General features: G+C 49.1%; 21 protein-coding genes, 10 tRNA genes and 2 rRNA genes. All 33 read right to left on the bottom strand.

The genetic code is table 11. The features are described 5' to 3' along the window. Window positions 1-3: 3 nt before the first annotated feature. The 33 genes from NSQ58_RS05820 to rrf all read right to left on the bottom strand — a co-directional run bounded on the left by NSQ58_RS05820 (window position 4) and on the right by rrf (window position 26,008). Entirely contained in the window at window positions 4-990 is a 987-nt protein-coding gene (locus NSQ58_RS05820) for a gluconeogenesis factor YvcK family protein (protein ID WP_023986485.1), read from the bottom strand. A gap of 12 nt (window positions 991-1,002) precedes the next feature. Next, window positions 1,003-1,902 (bottom strand): RNase adapter RapZ, encoded by a 900-nt coding sequence (rapZ, locus tag NSQ58_RS05815; RefSeq protein WP_013308254.1) that lies wholly within the window; start codon window positions 1,900-1,902, stop codon window positions 1,003-1,005. 78 nt (window positions 1,903-1,980) lie between these two features. Further along, a complete protein-coding gene (locus NSQ58_RS05810; RefSeq protein ID WP_023986484.1) occupies window positions 1,981-2,931 on the bottom strand; it encodes an ROK family glucokinase in 951 nt (316 codons plus the stop codon). Between the two features lie 406 nt (window positions 2,932-3,337). Beyond that, window positions 3,338-4,291: a thioredoxin-disulfide reductase gene (trxB, locus tag NSQ58_RS05805; RefSeq protein WP_013308252.1), complete on the bottom strand. Its 954-nt coding sequence runs from the start codon at window positions 4,289-4,291 to the stop codon at window positions 3,338-3,340. 39 nt (window positions 4,292-4,330) lie between these two features. Next, window positions 4,331-6,100 carry a tetratricopeptide repeat protein gene (locus NSQ58_RS05800; protein ID WP_341057012.1) on the bottom strand — a complete coding sequence of 590 codons (1,770 nt, stop codon included), beginning with the start codon at window positions 6,098-6,100 and terminating at the stop codon, window positions 4,331-4,333. A 237-nt stretch (window positions 6,101-6,337) separates the two neighbouring features. Further along, window positions 6,338-7,162 (bottom strand): histidinol-phosphatase HisJ, encoded by an 825-nt coding sequence (gene hisJ / locus NSQ58_RS05795; RefSeq protein WP_023986481.1) that lies wholly within the window; start codon window positions 7,160-7,162, stop codon window positions 6,338-6,340. Between the two features lie 36 nt (window positions 7,163-7,198). Then, window positions 7,199-7,930, bottom strand: coding sequence for a bifunctional phosphoribosyl-AMP cyclohydrolase/phosphoribosyl-ATP diphosphatase HisIE (gene hisIE, locus NSQ58_RS05790; protein WP_341057009.1), 732 nt, complete (start codon window positions 7,928-7,930; stop codon window positions 7,199-7,201). Then, a complete protein-coding gene (gene hisF / locus NSQ58_RS05785) occupies window positions 7,927-8,685 on the bottom strand; it encodes an imidazole glycerol phosphate synthase subunit HisF (protein ID WP_023986479.1) in 759 nt (252 codons plus the stop codon). The genes hisIE and hisF overlap by 4 nt, the downstream gene beginning before the upstream one ends. A gap of 11 nt (window positions 8,686-8,696) precedes the next feature. Continuing rightward, window positions 8,697-9,428 carry a 1-(5-phosphoribosyl)-5-[(5-phosphoribosylamino)methylideneamino]imidazole-4-carboxamide isomerase gene (gene hisA / locus NSQ58_RS05780; RefSeq protein ID WP_023986478.1) on the bottom strand — a complete coding sequence of 244 codons (732 nt, stop codon included), beginning with the start codon at window positions 9,426-9,428 and terminating at the stop codon, window positions 8,697-8,699. Window positions 9,429-9,523: 95 nt separating this feature from the next. Further along, complete coding sequence (gene hisH, locus NSQ58_RS05775) at window positions 9,524-10,153, bottom strand: imidazole glycerol phosphate synthase subunit HisH (RefSeq protein ID WP_028541873.1); 630 nt, start codon at window positions 10,151-10,153, stop codon at window positions 9,524-9,526. Window positions 10,154-10,156: 3 nt separating this feature from the next. Beyond that, complete coding sequence (hisB, locus tag NSQ58_RS05770; RefSeq protein ID WP_013308245.1) at window positions 10,157-10,765, bottom strand: imidazoleglycerol-phosphate dehydratase HisB; 609 nt, start codon at window positions 10,763-10,765, stop codon at window positions 10,157-10,159. Beyond that, window positions 10,749-12,062 carry a histidinol dehydrogenase gene (gene hisD, locus NSQ58_RS05765; protein ID WP_264454304.1) on the bottom strand — a complete coding sequence of 438 codons (1,314 nt, stop codon included), beginning with the start codon at window positions 12,060-12,062 and terminating at the stop codon, window positions 10,749-10,751. Before hisD ends, hisB begins: the two co-directional genes overlap by 17 nt. Before the next feature lie 68 nt (window positions 12,063-12,130). Beyond that, window positions 12,131-12,775: an ATP phosphoribosyltransferase gene (gene hisG, locus NSQ58_RS05760; RefSeq protein ID WP_023986475.1), complete on the bottom strand. Its 645-nt coding sequence runs from the start codon at window positions 12,773-12,775 to the stop codon at window positions 12,131-12,133. Then, complete coding sequence (locus NSQ58_RS05755; RefSeq protein WP_023986474.1) at window positions 12,772-13,977, bottom strand: ATP phosphoribosyltransferase regulatory subunit; 1,206 nt, start codon at window positions 13,975-13,977, stop codon at window positions 12,772-12,774. Before NSQ58_RS05755 ends, hisG begins: the two co-directional genes overlap by 4 nt. 347 nt (window positions 13,978-14,324) lie before the next feature. Further along, window positions 14,325-15,467, bottom strand: a complete 1,143-nt coding sequence (locus NSQ58_RS05750; protein ID WP_341057007.1) for an acyltransferase — start codon at window positions 15,465-15,467, stop codon at window positions 14,325-14,327. Between the two features lie 142 nt (window positions 15,468-15,609). Further along, on the bottom strand, window positions 15,610-16,107 hold the full coding sequence (locus tag NSQ58_RS05745) for an acyltransferase (RefSeq protein ID WP_028541869.1): 498 nt from the start codon (window positions 16,105-16,107) through the stop codon (window positions 15,610-15,612). Then, window positions 16,104-16,757, bottom strand: coding sequence for a pyrophosphatase PpaX (ppaX, locus tag NSQ58_RS05740; RefSeq protein ID WP_028541868.1), 654 nt, complete (start codon window positions 16,755-16,757; stop codon window positions 16,104-16,106). Before ppaX ends, NSQ58_RS05745 begins: the two co-directional genes overlap by 4 nt. Then, window positions 16,754-17,809, bottom strand: a complete 1,056-nt coding sequence (lgt, locus tag NSQ58_RS05735; RefSeq protein ID WP_338533062.1) for a prolipoprotein diacylglyceryl transferase — start codon at window positions 17,807-17,809, stop codon at window positions 16,754-16,756. Before lgt ends, ppaX begins: the two co-directional genes overlap by 4 nt. A 43-nt stretch (window positions 17,810-17,852) precedes the next feature. Next, window positions 17,853-18,791 (bottom strand): HPr(Ser) kinase/phosphatase, encoded by a 939-nt coding sequence (gene hprK, locus NSQ58_RS05730; protein WP_013308232.1) that lies wholly within the window; start codon window positions 18,789-18,791, stop codon window positions 17,853-17,855. Window positions 18,792-19,125: 334 nt separating this feature from the next. Continuing rightward, on the bottom strand, window positions 19,126-20,250 hold the full coding sequence (locus NSQ58_RS05725; protein WP_028541867.1) for an ABC transporter ATP-binding protein: 1,125 nt from the start codon (window positions 20,248-20,250) through the stop codon (window positions 19,126-19,128). 102 nt (window positions 20,251-20,352) lie between these two features. Next, window positions 20,353-21,495, bottom strand: a complete 1,143-nt coding sequence (locus NSQ58_RS05720) for a PucR family transcriptional regulator (RefSeq protein WP_028541866.1) — start codon at window positions 21,493-21,495, stop codon at window positions 20,353-20,355. Window positions 21,496-21,654: 159 nt separating this feature from the next. Then, a tRNA-Lys gene (locus NSQ58_RS05715) sits at window positions 21,655-21,727 on the bottom strand. A 7-nt stretch (window positions 21,728-21,734) separates the two neighbouring features. Continuing rightward, window positions 21,735-21,820 (bottom strand) — tRNA-Tyr (locus NSQ58_RS05710). 9 nt (window positions 21,821-21,829) lie between these two features. Beyond that, window positions 21,830-21,902 (bottom strand) — tRNA-Phe (locus NSQ58_RS05705). Between the two features lie 78 nt (window positions 21,903-21,980). After that, window positions 21,981-22,057 (bottom strand) — tRNA-Asp (locus NSQ58_RS05700). Window positions 22,058-22,080: 23 nt separating this feature from the next. Then, a tRNA-Thr gene (locus tag NSQ58_RS05695) sits at window positions 22,081-22,156 on the bottom strand. A gap of 4 nt (window positions 22,157-22,160) precedes the next feature. Next, window positions 22,161-22,236 (bottom strand) — tRNA-Val (locus NSQ58_RS05690). Between the two features lie 10 nt (window positions 22,237-22,246). Further along, window positions 22,247-22,323: transfer RNA gene (locus NSQ58_RS05685), tRNA-Met, on the bottom strand. A 31-nt stretch (window positions 22,324-22,354) separates the two neighbouring features. Then, window positions 22,355-22,446, bottom strand: a tRNA-Ser gene (locus NSQ58_RS05680). Window positions 22,447-22,574: 128 nt separating this feature from the next. Continuing rightward, window positions 22,575-25,499: ribosomal RNA gene (locus NSQ58_RS05675) — 23S ribosomal RNA — on the bottom strand. Window positions 25,500-25,679: 180 nt separating this feature from the next. Beyond that, window positions 25,680-25,755 (bottom strand) — tRNA-Ala (locus tag NSQ58_RS05670). A 21-nt stretch (window positions 25,756-25,776) separates the two neighbouring features. Next, window positions 25,777-25,853, bottom strand: a tRNA-Ile gene (locus tag NSQ58_RS05665). Between the two features lie 38 nt (window positions 25,854-25,891). Beyond that, window positions 25,892-26,008, bottom strand: a 5S ribosomal RNA gene (rrf, locus tag NSQ58_RS05660). Between the last annotated feature and the right edge of the window lie 23 nt (window positions 26,009-26,031).

Raw genomic sequence — 26,031 nt, 5'->3', positions numbered from 1 at the left:
GACTCACCTCCTTCTTAATATCCAGTTTTGTACCAATTGGTAAATATGCTGGCTCAATTTGTCGGCATCATGCCGTAAATACGTGCGGAACAGAACTAATGTATCTGCCACCACTTTATATCCCCGGTCGGTCAGCTCGCCCATGTCTACTTGAACTGGCTTGGCTCCCTGCTCGGCATACATTTCCTGTACTTGGGGTGGGATTTCTCCGTTATTTACAATGACATAGTCGAAGAGATGATGCCCTACATGCTCAAAAATAGCTTGCAGGTGATCTCCTACCGTATAACCATCGGTTTCGCCAGGCTGGGTCATAACGTTACAGACAAATATTTTGATAGCGTCTGATTTTACTACAGCTTCAGCGAGTTTAGGTACAAGCAAATTTGGTAATATGCTGGTATATAGACTGCCGGGGCCAATCAAAATCGCATCGGCTTCATTAATGGCCTCTACAGCCTCAGGCAACGGCTCCACGTGAGTCGGTTCAAGAAAGACGCGTTTGATGCGTCCGCCCGCTTCCGGGATCTTGGACTCCCCGGTAATCACCGTTCCATCCTCCATCTCAGCGCTTAACACAACGCCTTCCTCGGCTGCCGGTAGCACACGTCCCCGGACAGCAAATACACGGCTAAGCTCACGCACCGCCGTTACAAAATCTCCCGATATATCGGTCATCGCTGCTAAAATCAGATTACCCAGGCTGTGGCCTGACAATCCTGATCCCGCACCGAAACGGTATTTCAGCATATCTGACATCACTGGTTCCACGTCAGCCAAGGCAGTCAGCACATTGCGAATATCCCCTGGAGGGGGCATCTGCAGCTCACTGCGCAAAATCCCGGAGCTTCCGCCATCGTCAGCGACTGTAACAATAGCCGTAATATCTAGCGGCTTTTGCTTTAAGCCCCGCAGCATGACGGACAAGCCGGTTCCGCCGCCCATAACAACAATACGTGGGCGCTCCCGTTGTGATCCGGTCTCTTTCATGATTTCACCTCATTAATGCCGGTCCCGATCAGCATCCCGATGCGAAACAGAAACAGATTCTGTCTCGCTGGCACCCAGCATTTTTCCTAAATACTCCGATATTGCAACAGAACGATGCTTACCGCCAGTACAGCCAATGCCGATAATGACCTGGCTTTTGCCTTCTTTGCGATATTGCGGAATCAAAAAGTGTAACATATCCAGCAACTTGGTCAAGAATGCCTGAGTCTCGGGCCATTTCATGACATAATCATATACATCGCTATCCTGTCCCGTGTGGGGACGTAGTTGGTCCACATAGTGGGGATTAGGCAGGAAGCGCACATCGAATATAAGATCGGCATCAATGGGAATACCATACTTGAAGCCAAAAGAAGTAATGTTCACGGAAAGCATACTGCTCTCCAGATGAGAAAATCGTGAAATAATCCTCGCCTTTAAGGTTGCAGGCTTCATCACACTTGTATCAATAACCTGTGTAGCCGAGCTTTTTAATTCTTCCAACATCTTGCGCTCCAACCGAATCCCATCCAAAGGCATGCCGTCTGGAGCCAGCGGATGACGTCTACGGCTTTCCTTATACCGCTGTACGAGAACGCCATCATTCGCATTTAAGAATAAAATTTCACAATGAATCGTAAAATGATCTTTAATATAATTCAACGATTCAGACAAGGCGGTGAAAAATTCTCGTCCGCGTAAATCAATTACGAGTGCCACCTTGCCTATTTTACCGTTAGACTGCTCAATCAACTCGGCAAATTTGGGAATCAGTACAGGAGGCAAATTATCAACGCAGAAGAAGCCCAAGTCTTCCAGGCTCTGAACCGCAATGGTCTTCCCTGCGCCTGACATCCCCGTAATAATAATGAGCGTTGCCCACGGCGCAGCATTTTTTAGGTTATCTGTCATATGGACTTCCCTCTCCTTTTGCTTCTTCGCTCTATGCCAGTACCCGTATTATCAGTAACCTGTGGATCAGGATCAGGATCAGGAACGTAGCAACAAACCAGCTGCCCCTACGATACCTGCATCATTGCCCAGCACAGCTGGAACAATCGATACCCCTTTTTGAAGGGGCTCAGGTGCCAGTTTGGTGTACACGCGACGCATCTCTTCAAACAAAAAGTCGCCTGCTTTGGAAACACCGCCACCTATGATAAACAACTCTGGATTAAGCACAGCGGCAACTGCTGCCATAGATTTCCCCAAATAGAAAGCAGCACGGTTCACGATACGCAGAGCGACTTCATCCCCGGCTTTAGCAGCATCAAATACTTCCTTGGCAGCAATTTGATCTTCCAGCGCCAGAGAGGTCCGGTCGCCACGTTCCACAGCGTCCTTGGCCATACGAATGATGCCTGTTGCGGAAGATACAGTTTCCAAGCAACCCATTTTGCCGCATCCACACTGAATAGCCTCCAGATCAGGTACGACACTGATATGGCCAATTTCTCCGGCCATGCCCGAAGAACCTTGGTATATTTTACCGTTTATAATAATGCCGCCACCTACTCCTGTTCCCAGGGTATAGCATACGCAGTTTTCTATGCCTTTGCCTGCACCAGCCCAAGCCTCACCCAGCGCAGCAACATTCGCATCGTTGTCTATTTTCACAGGCTTGCCAATCCGGTTCTCTAGGAGCGCACGGATCGGTACGTCACGAAAGCCAATATTAGGAGCGAGGACAATAATACCATCACGAACATTCGTAAAACCTGCAACGCCTGCACCGACACCCTTTAGTTGATCCCACTCATAAGGAGATTGCTCAACAATATGCCGCACATATTTTTCGATATTACCGATGACAACGTCTACACCTTTATCGGTTTCGGTTGGTCCCTCATATGTGTGCAAAAGCTGTCCGTTTTCATTACAAATGCCGACTTTAATCGCGGTACCGCCCAAATCGACACCTACATAGATACTTTCAGACATGTTCCAAGCCACCTTTATGTTTACTTAAAAACCTGGTATGAAATATACGCTTACAATTCCTACTTCATAATAGTAATCCTACGTTCCAACTATAATTGAAGCCCCCGTTACGGTCAAGGACACTTCCTTGTTGAAAAGTGTACGATTAGCGGAATTTTTAACCTCATGCACCCATAAGAAAAACGTCTATTGACGTACTTTCAAGGAAGCCAGACCACGCTTAACGGAAATTTTTCTTGCGATTATAGATTGTTCAGCTCCGCTGAAAACTTATAAATTCTATAATCATAAAAAGGAGAAAGCCTGTGCAAACGCAGCAGGCTTTCTCTTCCTGAACAAAAGATGCGGCATAACAGAGGTTTCCTTCGCTCTCCCGTTAGCCTTTTTGTATACCATAGACACGCTTTTATTGATCCAGTGTTTCGCTCCAGTCGTGAACAGCACTGCCTTCGAGATACTTCTCGCAGTCCATAGCCGCCATACAGCCCGTTCCCGCAGCCGTAATAGCTTGACGGTAACGGTTATCCTGTACGTCCCCACAGGCAAAAACTCCGGGGATGTTCGTTTCCGTTGTGCCTGGCTTTACTACAATATAGCCGTGTTCATCGGTATGAATTTGTCCGTTCAGGAAACCTGTGTTCGGTGTATGCCCGATGGCTACGAACACGCCATCTACCTCAATCAGCTCATCCTGATTGGTCTCATTATTGTGTACCTTCAAACCTTTTAAGCCTGCTTCTCCCGTCACAACTTCAAGAGGAGTCCGGTTTAATGCCCAATGTACTTTTTCGTTCTCACGCGCACGATCTTGCATAATTTTGGATGCCCGCAACTCATCGCGACGATGGACCAAGGTTACACTGGAAGCAAAACGGGTCAAGAAGCTCGCTTCCTCCATGGCTGAATCGCCACCGCCAACCACGACAATCTTTTTCCCGCGGAAAAAGAAGCCATCGCAAGTTGCGCACGTGCTGACTCCGCGACCTACATTGTCCTGCTCACCCGGAATGCCTAGATATTTGGCGGACGCACCTGTAGCAATAATGACCGACTCCGCCTCAATGATACCTTTACCCTCTACCTTCACTTTAAAAGGGCGTTTGCTGAAATCTACTTCCTCTACCCATCCGGAAGTAAATTCAGCGCCAAAACGTTCAGCCTGCTTGCGCATATTATCCATCAGTTCAGGCCCGAGGATACCTTGCTCAAAACCCGGGAAATTTTCAATTTCGGTCGTTGTAGTAAGCTGCCCACCGGGCTGCATCCCTTCAATGATCAGCGGATTCATGTTAGCGCGTGCCAAATAAATAGCCGCTGTGTAGCCTGCAGGACCTGTACCAATAATTATGGATTTATACATACGTTTGTTGCCTCCTTTAAGTGATGTTTGGAGCAGGTCTCAGACCTGCTTTTTAAACGTGGAGAGCGGCTGCTTCAGCTTCTGTTTGATACCACACACGCTGTCAATCTGGCGTGCATAGCGGCTTACGGTCGATACGGAAATACCATAACGATCGGCTACTTCCTGATAGGTGACTGAATGATGATGCATTTTGGCTGTCAAATATTCCAGCGCCGCTGCCCATCCCTCAGTATGCTGAACCATCGGAACTTCCGGGGCGAGCCGATCCAAATACTCCAGCCAAAGCGATTTCAAATCGTGCTGCATGGCCGGATCTGATGACTTGCTCATGACGGTCAGTACCTTATCCAGCACTGCCTGCCATTGTGGATCGACTGGGGAAGCAGATACATCACCTTCAATTGTATGCGGATCGTTCTCAACCTCCGACTGATCAGAATGTTCCGTTTCCGGGTACATTTTCTGCTCACCCTGCTCCGCCAGCTCTTGCAATACTTGCAAGGCACGACGTTTCAGCTCATCCTCCTGGTCCGGGTCTTCTACGAAGGACTCCAGTGCCTGACGCACCTCATCATCACCGATCAGGCTTAACGCCTGAATGACCTGAAGCTGAGTCGCCCGGTCCCCGTGGCGCAAGGCCCAGAAGAAGGATGATCGGATTAGCGGGTCCTTCTTCATGCTGTCAGGCACCTGGTCAGCACCAAACTTCTCCCACATGCGGAATTGCTCCTCAAACGGGAGATGATAATGATAGCTGAGCACTTGCAGCGGTGTACCCTCCTGCTGGAGTTCCTCCAGTCGGGACAGGAAAAACCGCGGAACTTCCGAGGAAGCATCCTGCTTTTGCAAATGACTCCACAACCGCCGAGCTTCCGCATATCTTCCCGTATTGCTGGCAGCTACCGCCGTGTAATGGTACAAAGAAGCGTCCGCATTGTTCTCTCCATCGCCATGAAGCAACCTGCGGAAATGTCTGTAGGCCTCCTCGTGGCGTCCGAGAATCCCCATAGTGGTCGCCAGCTTGAATACCTGCTCCTCCTGAAACGGTATAGTAACCGCCAAAGTCTGCACCAGACGATCCAATTCCGGGCCGCCGCCCTCGTGCTGATAAAAGATCGCCAAGTTGCACAATGCGTGTAAATTACCCGGCTCATCTTCCAGCACTTGAATAATGGTAGCCTTAGCATTTTGGAACAATCCCATGTAGTAATACGCCAGCGCCAGATTATTCCGCGCAGCGAACATATCCGGTTGTTCCTCTGAAATTTGCTTGAGCAACTGGGCTGCCTGAGCAAATTTCCCCTCCTCCAGCAGGACACGAGCCTGATCATGCTCTACTACTCCCTGCCGGGCCTTAATGCGGTTCAGCTTCGTTGGACGGTCCAGCTCATAATAGAGCAGCTCCATCATTTCCTCCGCTTCATCAAGAAACTGGCCTTCTTCGTCCTCCTCCAGGTACGTGACCAATGCTTTCTCCGCTTCTTCAAACTGCTCCATATTAGCGTAATTATTCGCCATATAGAAATAACACTCTGTCATCGACGAGTCTACGTCACTTAGAACAGAGGACAGGATCTCATTCGAACCTGCATAATCCCCCATCTCTGATAATATACCCGCCATATTGCAATGATTCACCGGATTATCCGGTTCATATTCAACGGCTTTGCGAAAATATTTCAATGCCTTGTCATAATGATTGCGATCAAGCGAGCGCACAGCTTTCTCAAAAAAGAAAGATGCGTCGAAACGCAAAGCAATAATTTTAGGGCTAGGTTCCGATACTCGCAGATGTTTCCCTTTCATAAATAACCAAGGCACCTCCTTTAAAAGTAACTGGCATGTTCATACCCTTCAGTATACCACAACTTCAAAACGACTTGACAGTCGATCCTACCTCATTCCAAAAAACGGATATATGCTCGTATACCGATAGATATAGATACAAGAATACGCTAAATAGCCGAGCGCTTTTTCCCTGTATAAATAGGGAGCGTTCGGCTAGCCACTGGATATGATACTTAGACCCAATAAACGTAATAATTAAAGCGTCAGCGGCACCAGCGAGCGCTCGCGATGCTGAAATACGGCAAGCTCGCGATAGCCGACTTCATATAGAAGCGCGCGTGCCTTCTCCAAGTGCTCGGACAGCTTCGCCGGATCATGAGCATCCGATCCTACGGTCAGCGGGATGCCTAGCGTAAAAGCTTCTTCCAGCATGCGGCGGCTCGGGAACATCTCGGCACAGGGCTTCGAAAGCCCTGATGCATTCAGTTCCATCGCCCGACCGCTACGGGCAACGGCTGAGAGTGCGGAGCGCTCCAGTTCACGCAGCTCCTCCATTTCCTCCGGCTTCGGATGATAGCCGAAGCGCTTAATGACATCCAGATGACCCATGATGTCATACAAACCGGTAGCTGCCGCCTTGGAAACCGCATCATAATACGTGCGGTACACCTCAAGCACATTTTTGCCTTCCCAATGGTGTACCTGACGGAAGTCCGTGACATCCCATTCACCGAGAAAGTGGACGGAACCAATCACATAATCCCAGGGATACGCGGTGATGATGTCTTCGATTTCTCGTTCCCAGCCCTCGATGTAGTCGCCTTCCAAGCCAACACGAATATCAATTTGTCCTTTAAAACGTTCCTTCAGTTCCAAACATTCTTCCACGTAGCGGGGCAGCTCCTCCATAGGCATCGCCATTTCCGGGTAATAGTCAGCCGGTTTTACATGCAGTAGTGGCATGTGATCGGACAAGCCGAGCTGATCCAGACCCAGCCGAATTCCCTGCTGTACATACTCTTCCAGACTCCCTATGGCATGCCCGCAGCGGGCGTGATGCGTATGATAGTCGATTTTCATGCGACCCTCCCCCTTTCAACACTACAACAAACCGTACTAATCACGACGAGGACGTTCATGACGGCGATTCAGCTCAGCCAGCACGTCATCGAGCGGTAGCTTGCGCTCCTGCAACAGCACCAGCAGGTGATAAATCAAATCGCTGACCTCCAGGCGCAGTTCGTCATTATCTTTATTTTTGGCGGCAATGATTGTCTCGGATGCTTCCTCGCCAACCTTTTTCAAGATTTTGTCTACACCTTTATCAAAAAGATAAGTCGTATAGGCCCCTTCAGGACGTGTCTCTTCGCGCTCCTTAATAATCGCCTCCAGCTGGCCAAGCACCTCAAAGCGGTCTGCTGAAGCATTGGAAACATCATTTACCAGCGTGTGGTCTCCTGCATTTCCTGCAGCAGGTGCTACAGCCGTTCCTGGCGCGGAAATATCACGAAAAAAGCAGCTCGTTGCTCCTGTATGACAGGCAGGACCACTCGGAATGACACGTACCAACAGGGCATCACCGTCACAATCCAGCTGGATGGAGGTGATTTTTTGCGTATTCCCCGAAGTAGCCCCCTTATGCCACAGCTCCTGTCTGGAACGAGACCAGAACCAGGTCTCTCCCGACTCCAAAGATAGTTTCAGCGACTCGCGGTTCATATAGGCCAGCGTCAGCACCTGAAGCGTAGCATCATCCTGCACAATCGCCGAGACAAGACCTGCCTCATTCCAGCGGACATTATCCAATATCTGCTCCAGAGATAGCTGTTGGTTCAATTCGTTGCTCATCGTATCTCCACTCCTCTGCGCTTCAAATCCCGTTTTAGCTCAGGGATTCCTATTTCTTTATAGTGAAAAATCGTTGCTGCTAATCCAGCATCCGCTTTGCCCGCCGTAAACACGTCATAGAAATGCTCCTGTTTGCCTGCTCCGCCAGAAGCGATAACTGGAATCCCGACGGTATCCGACACCGCGGAAGTCAGTGGCAGGTCAAAGCCGTCCTTGGTTCCGTCCGCATTCATGCTGGTCAGCAGAATCTCACCGGCTCCCAACTGCTCAGCTTCCTTGGCCCAGGCCAAGGCGCGGATACCAGATGGCGTGCGGCCTCCGTGCGTATACACTTCCCACTCGCCCCACGCCTTGTTGTACTTGGCATCAATGGCAACAACGATACATTGTGAGCCAAAGCTGCGCGCACCCTCCGCAATCAGCTGAGGGTTACGGACAGCTGCCGTATTTACGCCGATTTTATCAGCTCCGGCACGCAAAATGCGTTTCATATCATCGACATGAGATATCCCGCCACCTACGGTGAAAGGAATGGCAATTTCCCCGGCTGTCTGACGAACTACTTCTTCCATGGTGGCACGCCCTTCAACTGAAGCAGAAATATCCAGAAATACGATTTCGTCTGCCCCTTCCCGGTCATAAAGCGCCGCCAATTCCACCGGATCGCCTGCATCGCGTAAGTTCACAAAATTAACGCCCTTAACCACCCTGCCATCCTTTACATCCAAGCAGGGAATAATACGTTTAGCCAGCATGCCTACTCCCCCTATGCCTTTGCTACAGCTTGTACGGCGACCTGTAAATCAATGCTGCCTGTATACAATGCCTTACCCACAATAGCACCGCCCACACCCTCTTTCGCATAGGTGCTCAGCGTGATTAGATCGTCCATCTTGCTGACACCGCCGGAAGCGATCACGGTTCGTCCACTGCTTTTCGCAAGCGCTACGATTGCCTCCACATTCGGGCCTTGCATCATTCCGTCGCGGGAAATGTCTGTGAAAATGAACGTTTCCGCTCCCTTGGAGGCCAACTCAGCAGCCAATTCGTCCGCTCGAACCTCCGAGGTTTCAAGCCATCCGCGCGTGGCCACATAGCCATTACGTGCATCCAGACCAATGGCGATCCGATCACCGTAGGTACCCAATACCGCTTCCGTAAAAGCACGATCCTCAATCGCTGCCGTGCCCAAGATCACACGGCTCACGCCCAGCGACAACAGCCGCTCCACATGTTCTCGTGTACGCAAGCCGCCACCCACTTGTACAGGCACTTGCACCGCAGAAGCGATGCGCCCAATGAGTTCATCGTTCACCGGTTGACCTGCTTTAGCACCGTCCAAATCAACCAAATGAATGTAGGAGCCGCCCAAACGCTCCCATTCTTGGGCAACCTCCACCGGGTTTTCGTTGTATATCGTCTCCTGGTTATAATCTCCTTGTACCAGTCGTACACATTTGCCATCGCGAATATCAATCGCCGGGTATATCGTGAACAAAGTATGACCCCCTTGTGAGCTATTCAACATCTATATGCCTTTACATCAATCAACGACCAAAGTTGGCGTACCTCCAACTGCAGACTCACGAATCGTTACGCTCGCTTTTCCGCTTCCGCTAGTTCCAAAAACTGACGAAGCAGTTGCATCCCCATTTCCCCGCTTTTCTCTGGGTGGAACTGCATGCCATATACATGGCCTCTGCCCACGATAGCCGTTACGGGCCCACCGTAGTCGGTCACCGCCAGCAGGTCACTTTCGACCTCCGGCTTCGCATGATAGGAATGCACAAAATACACATGTCCTTCCTCCAAGCCCTGTAACATCGGGTGATCCGGCTGAGTCATACGCAGACGATTCCAGCCCATATGCGGCACTTTAACCCCCAGATCAGGAGCAAACCGAATAACCTCGCCTGGTAAAATATTAAGCCCTTCGTGACTGCCGTATTCTTCACCACGAGTGAATAACAGTTGCATTCCTAGACAAACACCGAGCAGCGGTTGTCCAGCGCTTGCAACCTCCTGAATCACCCGATCCAATCCGCTGGAACGCAAATGCTCCATAGCGTCCCCGAATGCCCCTACACCCGGCAAAATCACACCGCTGGAGGAACGAATCACTTGGGCATCTCCCGTTACTACAGCCTCATAGCCAAGACGCTCAACCGCCTTGCTCACACTATGCAGATTGCCTCTGCCGTAATCCACAATGGCAATGGACATGGACTACAGCACTCCCTTCGTTGAAGGCACTCCCGTCACTCGCGGATCAATGGAGGTCGCTTCATCCAGTGCACGTCCCAGTGCTTTGAACACCGCCTCAATCATATGGTGGGTATTTTGCCCGTAGTGAACGATGACGTGTAGCGTCATGCGAGCCTCCAACGCAAATTTCCACAGAAATTCATGCACCAGCTCTGTCGAAAAGCTCCCTACCTGCTGTGATGGATACTCCGCACGATACTCAAAATGGGGTCGGTTACTCAGATCAATGACAACTTGCGCGAGCGCCTCATCCATCGGTACAAAGACGCTGGCATAGCGCTTAATTCCTTTTTTATCACCCAACGCTTCCAGTAAGGTTTGCCCCAAACAAATACCAATGTCCTCCACGGTATGATGATCGTCGATATCAACATCCCCTCTGGCCTGTACATTAAGATCAAATTGTCCGTGCTTGGTGAACAAATCCAGCATGTGATTCAGAAAAGGAACATCCGTTTCAATCTCAGCTTGCCCTGTGCCGTCTACTGCAAAAGATAGCTGAATATCCGTTTCGTTCGTCTTCCGGCTGACGCTGCCTGTACGTCCTGTTACGTTATTTTCGTTCCCCATCGCCATCCACCGCCTTCTTTTCATTGTCCAATCGAACTTGTATCGCCCGTGCGTGACCTTCCAGTCCTTCATGGCGGGCAAGCTGCATAATCGTCTCTCCATTGCGCAGCAGTGCTTCCTTGCTGTAATAGATCATACTCGACTTCTTGATAAAATCATCAATATCCACTGGCGAAGAAAACCGCGCCGTTCCATTCGTCGGGATAATGTGGTTAGGTCCAGCAAAATAATCGCCTACCGGCTCCGAGCTGTACGCTCCCAGGAAAATAGCTCCCGCGTTTTCGATCAGACCCACATGCTCCATCGGCTGCTCTGTCATAATTTCCAAATGTTCTGGTGCCAGTTGGTTTACAATATGGATACCCTCTTCCAAAGTGTCGACGACAATGATAGCCCCGTATGCCTCCACAGATGCAGCAGCAATATCTCTACGCGGCAGCTCTGCCAATTGGCGCTGTACTTCAGCTGATACTTCTTTGGCCAAGCGTTGCGAGGGCGTAACCAGTATGGCTGAGGCCATTTCATCATGTTCCGCCTGTGAAAGCAGGTCGGCCGCTACATAAGAGGCATTCGCCGTGTCGTCAGCCAACACGACAATTTCACTTGGTCCCGCTATACTGTCGATATCCACCGCGCCGTACACCTCTCGCTTCGCTAGCGCTACATAAATGTTGCCGGGACCGCAAATTTTATCGACTGGTTCAATGCTATGTGTTCCGTAAGCGAGAGAGGCAATCGCCTGCGCTCCGCCAACCCTATATATTTCCGTTACACCAGCCTCTGCCGCAGCTACCAGTGTATATGGATCTATCCCTGCCTTGCCGCCTGTAGCCGGGGGTGTCACCATGACAATCTCCGGTACACCAGCTACCTGAGCGGGAATGACATTCATCAGCACCGAGGATGGATAGGCTGCTTTACCGCCCGGAACATACACGCCTACACGTTTCAACGGTCGGATAATTTGGCCGAGCAAGCTACCATCCGGCTGTAAATCCATCCACGAATTACGTTTTTGCTTCATGTGAAAAGCACGGATATTATCCGCCGCCTCTCGAATCGCCTGTAAAAAAGAAGGCTCTACCTTGTCATATGCCGCCTTCAATTCTTCCTCCGTCACACGAAGTTGCTCTGCTACCAGCGATACACCATCAAACGATTGCGTATACCGCAGGACAGCCTCATCCCCCTCTTGGCGTACCGAATGAATAATGGTACGCACAGCCTCATTTTGCTCAGGTGTGCCGTAATCCACCTCCCGTTGGAGGCTGAAATCACGGGCTGATACGATCTTCATTTGTCCATTCCCCCTTACTTGCAGCTTGCAGAATGCCCTGTAACCATTGGCTTATTCCTTTAGTTCATTTATTCACGGGGTGCCACCGCATTTGGAATCACCTGATGCAATCGGTCACACAACGCCTGAATCGGGCCGTTTTTCATCCGGTAGCTGACCCGATTGGCAATCAGACGACTGGTAATATCCAGTATGCTGATCTGCTCGACTAATCCGTTCTCCCGCAAGGTTTGCCCCGTTTCCACCATATCAACAATACGGTCTGCCAGACCAATTAACGGCGCCAGTTCAATGGAGCCATTCAGCTTAATAACCTCCACCTGTTGACCTTGCTCCCGAAAATACTGGGAAGCCACGTTCGGATATTTTGTAGCGACCCGCTGACGAATACCTGGCTGCCAATCTGGTAAAGCAATCACCGACATCCGGCAACGAGCAATCCCGAGATCCAGCAGTTCATACACATCCTTGTTTTCTTCCAGCAAAACATCCTTGCCCACGATGCCGATGTCCGCCGCCCCATACTCTACGTACGTAGGAACATCGACGGGCTTCGCCATAATAAATTCCATGCCTAGCTCAGGCAGTGGAATGACCAGTTTACGCGTTTCGTCCACATCCAGTGGAATCGGAACCCCCGCTTGGCGAAACAGCTCGGAAGCCTGCTTATAAATCCGTCCCTTTGGCATGGCTACCTTCAACGTTTCCGTCATGGCAATTCTCTCCTTTGTACTGGCTGTCTTCCTTCGGCTGTATAGCTGTATACCTCTGCGTACAGGCCATGCTGTTCACGACGTCGATCTTCCGTTCCGCCCGTGAGCCCTGTCACTACCGTAAGGCCTATTGCGCGTAGCTGTGCCGCTGCGGATAACGCCTCTTGGCGTCCCTGTTCGTCATAACGGATAAGTACAGGAAGCTTCGTCTCCATTTGGATACCATCCACACCATCGACGATGCGGTTTGTCTTCAATGCAAATCCCGTTGCAGGTACGGATCGACCAAACTGCTGAAGCAGATTGTCATAGCGACCTCCGTTGCATACCGGGAACCCAATCTCCGCCGCATAGCCCTCAAAAGTCATTCCTGTATAATATGAAAAATCTCCGATCATGGTAAGGTCGATTAACACATGCTCAGATACGCCGTAAGCCTCCAGTACTTCCCACACCTCGCACAAATGTGCAATGGATCGAATCGTCTGCTGCTCCACACTAAGACGGGTAGCCTGGTCACAAATTTCTTTTCCACCGCGCAACCGAAGAATAGCTTCCAGCTTATCCCGATGTTCGGGAGCCAAGCCCAAAGCTTCAATCGCTGTTCGGTAGCCCACTACATCACGACTGAGCAACAGTTCCTTTAGCGCTTGTTGTTCAGCCTGACGGCCGGGAATGATTTCCTCAAATAAGCCGTTCAGGAATCCCACATGCCCCATGGCAATTTTAAAAGAGGTCACCCCTGCTGCCTGTAATGATGCAATTGCCAATGCTACAACTTCTGCATCAGCCTCAGGCGAATCATCACCCACCAGCTCCACACCCGTCTGAAAAAACTCCGCTTCTCTTCCTGCTTCTTCCTCAATCGCCCGAAATACATTTGCGTGATAGGAAAGTCGGAGTGGTACTTCCTCTTCCTTTAGCAACGAAGATACCACCCGTGCAATCGGAGCGGTCATATCCGATCGCAGCACCAACGTGGTTCCCCGGTTATTGAGCAATTTAAACAGCTTCCGATCGGAAGTAGAACTAGCCACTCCCACCGTATCGTAGTATTCCATCGTAGGCGTCATAATCTGGCGGTAACCCCAACGCTCCATGCATTCGAGTACATTCAGTTCAATGGCCCGCAGCTTCGACACTGCACGCGGAAGATAATCTCGAACCCCTACAGGGATCTCAAATCCTTTTGGCTTAGACATCTCTATCACCTCATGATTTCACAATATCTTTATCATGGTAAAGTGCTAACAAACTAAAGTATATTCGATATATTATCATGCCCTACTTGTGAACGTCAACCGAACAGCGCAGCCCTTTTTTTTACGGATTCGCCAAGTGGCTGCCCCTCTCTATATTTTATCCAATGCAAAATACATGAATCCTATATGAAAAACATCTATCAACGTATTCTCCGGAGCAAGACCGCGCTTACGGTAATTTTTGTGCATATAGAGTTGTTCAGCTCCACTGAAAACTTATAAATTCTGTACTCTAAAAAAAGACTGCCAGCTTTAAGCTAACAGTCCAAATCAAAATATTTAGCTATTTATCTGTTCTCTTTACTCCGGGAAGGAAACTTTGGAACCGTGCCCAAACCGATCCATGCAAATGGTACATATCGAAAACACAACGTCACAATCAGCCATGAGCCAAACAGCGCCAACAACCATCCACCCGCAACAGAGAAGATATATTCTACCGGCGTTCCTTGGAAATCTAACTTGCGATACACCCGCAATAACGCTGGGTGAAGTAAATAAATGCCGAATGAGCATGCCCCCAGCCAACTGATTAACATTCGCAACCTATCGTTAGTATGACGATATAATAAGACCGAGAACTGAAACAGCACCAGCGCAGAGACGAGGGCATATGCATTATGGAGCAGTTCATAGATCAGCGAGTCTGCATAGATGGCTTTGCGGTATGCTACAAACCATATTTGCACATAAGCTATACCCAGGAGTAGCCAAGCCACCCACAAGCCCCACCAACTGATCAACTGACTGCGACTAATTGCCGTACCTGACACCGGTAAAAGCCACTTTTTAAACCCTTCATATCCAATTGCTACAGCTGCACCCAAGGCAAAATAACTGATATACGTAATCGCAAGACTTCCTCTTTCCTCTTGCCAAACGTATTTGTTCAGCAATACAAACCCCCATTGAATGACTAACCCTACTATCAAAATGACAAAGGCTGCTCTCCGTGGACTCGATATCGAATGGCATAAACGCTGCACTCCCCACAGCAACAGCGGAAAGACCAAATAAAATTGGATGATGATGATGACATAATACAAATGCGTGTATGCCTTTCCCGTTAACAGCACGAGCGGAAGATCACTGAGCGGCATCAACCCACGTGTTACCAAGGTCAAATAATACACAAGAGAAAACAAAACGTACGGTAACACAATAAACATCAGTCTTTTTCGGAAAAATATAAGCATATACTTACCACGAAGCGGCCTATCAACATAATTGTAAAATAAAACAAACCCGCTCACAAAAATAAATACGGGCACTGCAAAGCTACTAAACACATTTAAAAATAAAAAAGGATAAAACAATAGAGAATGACGCGCATCAATTAAAGCCATTGAAGTCGCATGAATGGTAACAACGGCTGCAATTAATATTCCCCGGTAAATATCAAGCTCTGGTATACGTTCTTTTTTGACCAAATCAACACGCTCCCATATCGCCTTGCAAATATGTCTGTTATCAATTTTTAAACATAATTAACATGCATTACCCCACTTATTATACAGAAAAACAATGCAAGAAAGACCCCTTAATACATAAGGGGCCTTTCTATTGTGCTATTTACTGCTCATTCACACCAGAGCGTCTTAAATCACGTAACGGATTGCCACCCACAAATGCACCTGCGGGCACGTCTTTATGTACGACCGCTCCGGCCGCTACGATAGCTCCGTCACCGATGGTCACACCCGGCAAAATGGTTGTGTTGGCGCCGATCAACACATGATCACCAATCACCACTTTACCGATACGATACTCCTCTATGAGGTATTCGTGAGCCAGTATCGTCGTGTTATATCCAATGACCGAATTGTTCCCTATCGTAATATGCTCCGGAAAAAAAACATCTACCATCACCATCAGGCCGAAGGCCGCATGTTGCCCCACCTTCATCCCCAGCATTCTGCGGTAAATGACGTTTTTCAGAGAAAGCACAGGACAATACCGGGCAATCTGTATAAAAATAAAGTTCTTAATGCCTTTCCAGCGGCTCACCGTCCGATAAATCTGCCACAACGCATTGGGACCTTCTACAGGATAGCGGTTCACCTTTCTCACGATACATTGACACCTTGAAGCTCCAGCTTCAGCAAATCCCGCATATCATGCAACATGTAGTCTGGCCCATATCCGCGCAGAGTTTCCTCACCCTTGAGCGACCAAGCTACACCAGCCGATTTCACACCTGCTGCCTGAGCTGACAAAATATCAAAAGAACTGTCTCCGACCATCAATGTATGCTCTGCTTCAGCATTCAAACCTGCCAATGCCTTGAGCACTGGCTCAGCGTGTGGCTTTGGATGCTCCACATCGTCTACCGTCACAATATAGTCCATAGAGGAGGTCAGATTGAACAGGTTAAGTACACGTAACGTGGATGGTCGTATTTTGGTTGTCACAACCCCCAGCTTAATTCCTCGCGCACGCAACTCCTGAATAACCTCAATGACATATGGAAATGGCTTGACCATTTGATCATGATGAATCTGATTATAAGCACGATAGTCCTTAACTAACCCAGATACATCCGTTAATCCCGAAAAAGTACGGAGTTGATCGTCCAGCGTTCCACCCATATGAGGAATAATATGCTCCCGCGTCAGCGGATCAGCATCCGGATGATTCAAAATGTGTAGAAATGTGCTGATAATCAACTCATTCGTATCCATGATGGTGCCGTCTAAATCAAACAAAATCGTATTTATCATAGATGCTCCTTCTTGTCCTCGTCCATGTCTTCCTTAGGTAGCTTATCCGTCGTAGCTGTTGGAGGAACCGCGCCCTGTCCTGGACGGGATACCTGTTCTGGCGTCACGTCAGGTACCTGATCAATCCCCGCTTTGCTGGAGATAATCGGATCGCTATACCGAGCAACAGATGTGCCCTTCCGGCGACGAACCAAAATGAAAATCACAGCGGCTACCACAATGAAAATAGGCAGCAATTGCGAGATCCGTACATTACCGTAACTCGGGTCCAGATGCCCTGGTTCAAACCCTAACCACACCATAGGAGACCACAAAGCATTCACAAAGGAAGCCAGCCAATCTGGTCCCTGAAAAGCCAAACTATCCGTCCGTACACGCTCGATGAAAAAGCGGCCAATCGAGTACCAAATGAAGTAAAACGCAAACATTTCGCCTGCACGTACAAATTTCATACGACGAATGACGAGCAGCAAAATCACACCGACAATACTCCACAGTGATTCATATAAAAATGTAGGGTGATGGAACACCCCGTTAACGTTCATCTGATTCACAATGAAATCCGGCAGATGGAGCTGATTTCGCAAAAATGTTTCTTCCGTCGGTCCACCGTAGGCTTCCTGATTGACAAAATTACCCCAGCGTCCAATCGCTTGACCGATCAGTAGGCCTGGTGCACAAATATCAGCGATACGCCAGAAGTTATACCCTTTATACCGGAAATAAATGACCGCACATATAATGGCCCCGATCAAGGCACCGTATATCGCAATACCGCCGTTCCAAATTTTGAAAACATCCCATAGATTATCTCGGTAGTCTTCCCATTTGAAGGCTACATAATAAATACGCGCTCCAATAATAGCTGATGGAACACCCAGAAGCAGCATATCCATAAAAAAGTCCTGCGGAATACCGAATCTTTTTCCTTCACGGATGGCGAGATATAAACCCACAAGCGCCGCCAGCCCCAAAATAAGCCCATACCAGTGGACCTTGATTGCCCCGATTGAAAAAGCGATCGGATTCAGCAGTAATGTTGCCGTTGACATATGTTTCTCTCACTCCTCGTTCTTCCTTGCAAACGAACAAACCTTAATCCATCTCTTCCATATCTTCAGAAATCGTAGCAGTCAGCTTGTTTGTAAATTGCAGGGCTGCATTAACGCCCATTTGTTTCAAACGATAGTTCATCGCCGCCACCTCGATAATAACAGCCAAGTTTCGGCCCGGACGAACTGGGATTGTAACCAGTGGAACATCTGTATCAATAATGCGTGTCGTTTCCTCATCGAGACCAAGACGGTCATACTGCTTGTCCTGCTGCCATGCCTCCAGACGAACAACCAATGTAATCCGCTTGTTATTACGAACTGCGCCAGCACCAAACAGCGTCATCACATTAATAATGCCCACGCCACGAATTTCCAAGAGGTGACGGATCAGCTCAGGTGCCGTACCATGCAGCTGAAAATCGGACGTTTGCCGAATTTCTACCGCATCATCTGCTACCAAGCGATGTCCACGTTTAACCAGTTCCAGTGCCGTTTCACTTTTACCAATTCCGCTACTTCCTGTGATAAGCATTCCTACGCCATACACGTCACACAGTACACCATGAATAGTCGCCGTAGGAGCCAGCTTTCTTTCGAGAAAGCCTGTGATGCGGCTTGATAAAATCGTCGTCGCCATATTAGTGCGCAGTACAGGAATATCTCGCTCTGCGCTCGCCTCCACTAGCTCAGCAGGTACCTCCAGACCACGTGTGATAATAATGCATGGAGTCAGCTCTGTACACAGACGCTCCATCCGATCCCGACGCTCCTCAGGAGGAAGCATCCCCAGAAAAGCCAACTCAGACCTTCCCAGAAGCTGTACCCGCTCCTGTGTATGATATTCAAAATACCCGGCCATCTCCAGACCTGGGCGATTCAAATCATCCACTGTGATCAGTCTTCGCAGACCTTTTTCACCAGAAATAACTTCCATTTGAAACTGCTGTACAAGCTCGGATACCTTTACCTGTTTAGCCATTGTATTCTCCCCTTCATCTGCAACACCGGATTCTATACGTCATTTGATTTATGTAGCTTTACCCTATTAACCATACAGCCCAACGCCAGTCTATGCTGCACTGCACCAATCCACACTCCACTTGATTTAACACTATGGTTCCAGGCTAACTCTCTTCCGAAGCTGGATTGATCCCATCTAGGAACCTTGCCTGCATCTAGACCTGTACCATTTACCCATCGTATCGGAATTTTCCAATGAATGCAATGCCGAAGCTAGTAGCCGTATGCGATATACAAAAAGAGTCGCAGTTCTCCGCTTGGGGAAAACTGCGACTCTCTTCCAGAGGCAAATTTTATTCGCCAACCAGAATACTCAATTCTGATTCCTTATCAAAAATATGAACCTTGTTCATATCAACAGCCAACTTCGCTTTGACACCATCACGAGTATTGGAGCGTCCGTCTACACGGGCAATAATCGTATCATTTCCGGCACCGCTCAGGTACAACAGCATTTCATGACCGAGATTTTCTGTTACATCCACAGTGGATGTAAAGATTGTATTCGGAGAAGCCTCCAAGAATACAGGCTCTTCATGAATATCCTCAGGACGGATACCTAAGATCACATCTTTGCCGATATATCCCTTCGCTTTTAAAATCTGTCCTTTACCTTCTGGTACGAACAGATCCAGACCCGGCGCAGTAAAATGCAATGCACCTTCTTTTTCAACCAGCTGACCTGTGATAAAGTTCATCGTAGGAGAGCCGATAAAACCAGCAACGAACAGATTCACTGGACGGTTGTACAGTTCATCCGGGGATGCAGCTTGTTGAATGATACCATCCTTCATAACGACAATCCGATCACCCATCGTCATGGCTTCAATTTGGTCATGTGTTACATAGATACAAGTGGTTTCAAGGCGTTTAACCAGTTTAGTGATTTCAGCACGCATTTGACCACGAAGTTTAGCATCCAAGTTGGAGAGCGGCTCATCCATCAGGAAGACTTGAGGATCGCGGACAATCGCACGGCCCAGAGCGACACGTTGGCGTTGACCACCGGACAGCGCTTTAGGTTTACGTTCCAGCAAGTGCTCGATATCGAGTATTTTGGCAGCTTCGCGTACTTTCTTGTCGATTTCTTCTTTCTTAACTTTGCGCAGTTTCAGACCGAACGCCATGTTCTGGTACACGCTCATGTGCGGATACAGGGCGTAGGATTGGAATACCATCGCGATATCGCGGTCCTTTGGAGCCACGTCGTTCACAACACGATCCCCAATGTACAATTTACCATCTGAAATTTCCTCCAGACCAGCAATCATACGAAGTGTAGTAGACTTCCCGCAACCGGAGGGACCAACCAATACGAGGAATTCTTTATCTCGAATGTCCAAATTGACATCAACAACCGTAGCTTTATCTGCACCCGGATATTGCTTGAAAATATGCTCTAAACGTACACCAGCCATAGCTTTTGCCTCCTAAGATCGAGTTATGAAATCGAATACATTTCTTACTTGTATCTTACCCTAGTCCTTGTAGCGTGGCTATTCGCAAACTGCACAAAGATGCTATTTCCTTTTTGTCACTTTGTACAATAGGAGATAGAGCTTGACCAAAACCGCATCATTAAACGTCCGCACGTCCAATCCGGTCTCCTGTTTGATCTTATCCAAACGGTAAATCAACGTATTTCGATGCACATACAGACGCTTAGCTGTCTCACTCACATTACAATCCAATTGAAAAAAGATATCTAATGTAGCCATCGTTTCTGAGTCTTCCAGTATGACAGATGATTTCATTACCTGCTCTAAAAATAGTACGCGTTGTTCCTTGGGAATGCGGTTTAACAGCCTTTCTAAATGAAGCTCCCATGAAAAGTGGATGTGCTCTGTTACATGAAAAATCTTGCCCAGATGTATCGTCTCCCATAACAAATTCAGCTCTTGGGGAAGACTTTGCAAAGGGATCGAAGGCTTAGAAACCGCCAAATGGAATACACCCACCCACTCATTCGCAATAAGCTCATATAGGCCCAAGCTAAAAGCCGTAAGAACCTCCTCCAGCGATTCCGTAAAATCTGCATCCCTGGACTCAGTGTCTTTATCCCGTTCATCGTCAGCTCCTAATAAAAGCTCCTTTTTAGCCATAATCAGCCAAGACTGTTCGTCCAATGGAGTAAGTAACACATCCCCTCCAAAATAGCTCGCGAACAATCGATGAAGCTGCGTATAAGTAATAGCCCCCTCCTGTGTTCCCTCGCCATTCAGTAAAATCGGAACCATACACGCTGATAGCGAATCACGAAGCTGCAATTCATCAGGAACCTCTTCTTCCCTGTTTAAATTGGCAGCCTGCTGTATGAGCCATTGTCCAAAACGATTCATCCGCTCTTCCTCGCTATAAATCGGGTTGTCCGACAATTGTGGACCGTTCTGCCAGACCTGCTCCATGTTCCCCAATAGCGCTTCTACCAGTTTCCGTTCTCGATCCGTCAAATATCTGGCCTCTACCACAAAGGCAGCCAGTTCACCTGCCGACGCACGAAACGGAAAATATAACTTGTTGTCACGGACAAACGATCTATCCGGAATAACTGAATCGGCTGTCTCTCCCTCTGCCATCACTTCCGGGCACCAAGGCACTATGGTAAAAGGCGCTTGAATAATATTCTGAAGCTGTTGCTGAATCCATTCTGTATCCAGAGTCACGCGATCACCACTTCACTTTTTTTAGAATATAGAATAAGCACTGAGCGAACATAATGAACTCATTATAACCTGTCGATACCGTAAAATAAAAAAGCTATATAAAAACATAACTTAAAACAATACAAAAAAAGCCATCAACCTATAGTTGATGACTTCTGATGAGCCATGAAGGACTCGAACCTTCGACACCCTGATTAAAAGTCAGGTGCTCTACCAACTGAGCTAATGGCTCGTAAAACTGGTGGAGGATGATGGATTCGAACCACCGAACCCGTAAGGGAGCAGATTTACAGTCTGATGCGTTTGGCCACTTCGCTAATCCTCCATATAAAGGTGGCTCGGGACGGAATCGAACCGCCGACACGAGGATTTTCAGTCCTCTGCTCTACCGACTGAGCTACCGAGCCATACCCATTAACAAAAAAATAAAGTGCGGAGGGATACCCCTTCCCACTTTAGTACGGAAAAACTATTGAATTGAAAAATGGCGGAACTGACGGGATTCGAACCCGCGATCTCCTGCGTGACAGGCAGGCATGTTAGGCCTCTACACCACAGTTCCCTAGATTTTTCAAAATTCAAAAATGGTGCCGGCGAGAGGACTTGAACCCCCAACCTACTGATTACAAGTCAGTTGCTCTACCAGTTGAGCTACACCGGCACAATGGTGGAGGCTGAGGGGATCGAACCCCCGACCCTCTGCTTGTAAGGCAGATGCTCTCCCAGCTGAGCTAAGCCTCCTGGGTATGTATGGTAGCGGCGGAGGGGATCGAACCCCCGACCTCACGGGTATGAACCGTACGCTCTAGCCAGCTGAGCTACACCGCCATAACATAATATTTCGCTAGCTTGTCCTAAATGGCGGAGAGAGAGGGATTCGAACCCTCGCACCACTTTCGCAGTCTAACCCCTTAGCAGAGGGTCCCCTTATAGCCACTTGGGTATCTCTCCATATAAATGGACTCGCTTAGCAAAATTCCGCAAGTTATTCTTTAAATCAACAAAGTGATTTGGAATATCAAGCGCAATTTCAAGGTTACACCCTGAAAACTGGATCCGAAACTTATTTGCGTTTTATTTAGGATAAGCCCTCGACCGATTAGTATTGGTCAGCTCCATGCATTACTGCACTTCCACCCCCAACCTATCTACCTCGTCGTCTTCAAGGGGTCTTACTAATTGGGAAATCTCATCTTGAGGGGGGCTTCACGCTTAGATGCTTTCAGCGCTTATCCCTTCCGTACATAGCTACCCAGCGGTGCTCCTGGCGGAACAACTGGTACACCAGCGGTACGTCCATCCCGGTCCTCTCGTACTAAGGACAGCTCCTCTCAAATTTCCTACGCCCACGACAGATAGGGACCGAACTGTCTCACGACGTTCTGAACCCAGCTCGCGTACCGCTTTAATGGGCGAACAGCCCAACCCTTGGGACCTACTTCAGCCCCAGGATGCGATGAGCCGACATCGAGGTGCCAAACCTCCCCGTCGATGTGGACTCTTGGGGGAGATAAGCCTGTTATCCCCAGGGTAGCTTTTATCCGTTGAGCGATGGCCCTTCCATGCGGTACCACCGGATCACTAAGCCCGACTTTCGTCCCTGCTCGACTTGTAGGTCTCGCAGTCAAGCTCCCTTCTGCCTTTGCACTCTTCGAATGATTTCCAACCATTCTGAGGGAACCTTGGGGCGCCTCCGTTACTCTTTAGGAGGCGACCGCCCCAGTCAAACTGCCCACCTGACACTGTCCTCGCACCGGATCACGGTACCAAGTTAGAACCTAGATACGATCAGGGTGGTATCCCAAGGATGCCTCCCTTCAAGCTGGCGCTCAAAGTTCTACGGCTCCCACCTATCCTGTACAGATCGTACCCAAATTCAATATCAAGCTGCAGTAAAGCTCCATGGGGTCTTTCCGTCTTGTCGCGGGTAACCTGCATCTTCACAGGTATTAAAATTTCACCGGATCTCTCGTTGAGACAGCGCCCAAGTCGTTACGCCATTCGTGCGGGTCAGAATTTACCTGACAAGGAATTTCGCTACCTTAGGACCGTTATAGTTACGGCCGCCGTTTACTGGGGCTTCGGTTCATAGCTTCGCCCGAAGGCTTACCACTCCCCTTAACCTTCCAGCACCGGGCAGGCGTCAGCCCGTATACTTCGCCTTGCGGCTTCGCACAGACCTGTGTTTTTGCTAAACAGTCGCTTGGGCCTTTTCACTGCGGCCCCCTCGGGCTATTCACCCTACCGAGGCACCCCTTCTCCCGAAGTTACGGGGTCATTTTGCCGAGTTCCTTAACGAGAGTTCTTCCGCGCGCCTTAGAATTCTCTTCTCGCCTACCTGTGTCGGTTTGCGGTACGGGCACCTTCTCCTGGCTAGAGGCTTTTCTTGGCAGTCTGAGATCATGACCTTCGCTACTACAATTTTCGCTCCCCATCACAGCCCAGCCTTAACGATGTGCGGATTTGCCTACACACCAGCCTCACTGCTTAGACGGACATCCATCAGTCCGCGTCACTACCCTACTGCGTCACCCCATTGCTCATAACGGATTACGGTGGTACAGGAATTTCGACCTGTTGTCCTTCGACTACGCCTATCGGCCTCGCCTTAGGTCCCGACTTACCCTGAGCGGACGAACCTTCCTCAGGAACCCTTAGGCTTTCGGCGGATCTGATTCTCACAGATCTTTTCGTTACTCATACCGGCATTCTCACTTGAATGCAGTCCAGCGCTCCTTACGGTACACCTTCAACCCGCATTCAACGCTCCCCTACCCCTGATGCAAGCATCAAGCCATAGCTTCGGTGGTGTGTTTAGCCCCGTTACATTTTCGGCGCAGAGTCACTCGACCAGTGAGCTATTACGCACTCTTTCAATGGTGGCTGCTTCTAAGCCAACATCCTGGTTGTCTGTGCAACTCCACATCCTTTCCCACTTAACACACACTTGGGGACCTTAGCTGATGGTCTGGGCTGTTTCCCTTTCGACAATGGATCTTAGCACTCACTGTCTGACTCCCGGAACTAAATCTATGGCATTCGGAGTTTGACTGAGCTTGGTAACCCTTGCGGGCCCCGCACCCAATCAGTGCTCTACCTCCACGATTCTATTTCCGAGGCTAGCCCTAAAGCTATTTCGGGGAGAACCAGCTATCTCCGGGTTCGATTGGAATTTCTCCGCTACCCCCACCTCATCCCCGCATTTTTCAACATGCGTGGGTTCGGGCCTCCAGTGCGTGTTACCGCACCTTCACCCTGGACAGGGGTAGATCACCCGGTTTCGGGTCTACGTCCACGTACTCATTCGCCCTATTCAGACTCGCTTTCGCTGCGGCTTCAGCTCTTCACCTTAACCTTGCACGGGAACGTAACTCGCCGGTTCATTCTACAAAAGGCACGCCATCACCCATAGATCGGGCTCTGACTTCTTGTAAGCACACGGTTTCAGGATCTATTTCACTCCCCTTCCGGGGTGCTTTTCACCTTTCCCTCACGGTACTGCTTCACTATCGGTCGCCAGGGAGTATTTAGCCTTGGCAGATGGTCCTGCCGGATTCATACGGGGTTTCACGTGCCCCGCACTACTCGGGATCCGTCTCGGAGAGAACAAGTTTTGAACTACAGGGCTTTTACCTTCTCTGGCGGGCCTTTCCAGACCTCTTCATCTAACCGGTTCCTTTGTAACTCCATGTGAGACGTCCCACAACCCCAAGGAGCAAGCTCCTTGGTTTGGGCTAATCCGCGTTCGCTCGCCGCTACTGACGGAATCACTATTGTTTTCTCTTCCTCAGGGTACTTAGATGTTTCAGTTCCCCTGGTCTGCCTCTATTCTGCCTATGTATTCAGCAGAAAGTGACTGTCGATGAAGACAGCCGGGTTTCCCCATTCGGACATCCCCGGATCAAAGCTTGCTTACAGCTCCCCGAGGCCTTATCGTTGTTCGCCACGTCCTTCGTCGGCTCCTGGCGCCTAGGCATCCTCCGTGTGCTCTTTGTAGCTTAACCTAGTATTTACATGGTAAATACGATTTGCTTTGAATTTCGGTTCAACACTTACGTGTGAATGAAATTCAAGGCAGCTACCTTTATTTCACTTGTTTACACAAGATCAGCTTAAAGGAATATTCTAAAACGCAATTTCGTTTCGGTATCCAGTTTTCAAGGTGCAATGATAATAAATCTTTTTGGTGGAGCCAAGCGGGATCGAACCGCTGACCTCCTGCTTGCAAGGCAGGCGCTCTCCCAGCTGAGCTATGGCCCCAAAATAAAATATAAAGTTATATGGTGGGCCCTAGTGGACTCGAACCACCGACCTCACCCTTATCAGGGGTGCGCTCTAACCAGCTGAGCTAAGGGCCCATAATAAACCACCAAAGAAGTTCTTCTTTAGTGGTTGCGCTTGGCGACGTCCTACTCTCCCAGGACCCTGCGGTCCAAGTACCATCGGCGCTGGAGGGCTTAACGGTCGTGTTCGGGATGGGTACGTGTGGAACCCCTCCGCTATCGCCACCAAACGTTCGAGAGTTTGAGCTCTCAA

The sequence above is a fragment of the Paenibacillus sp. FSL M7-0134 genome (genome assembly GCF_038007865.1).
Classification (GTDB): domain Bacteria; phylum Bacillota; class Bacilli; order Paenibacillales; family Paenibacillaceae; genus Paenibacillus; species Paenibacillus polymyxa_B.
Note: the sequence above shows the minus strand (reverse complement) of the source record. Positions and strands in the feature narration are given on the sequence as shown.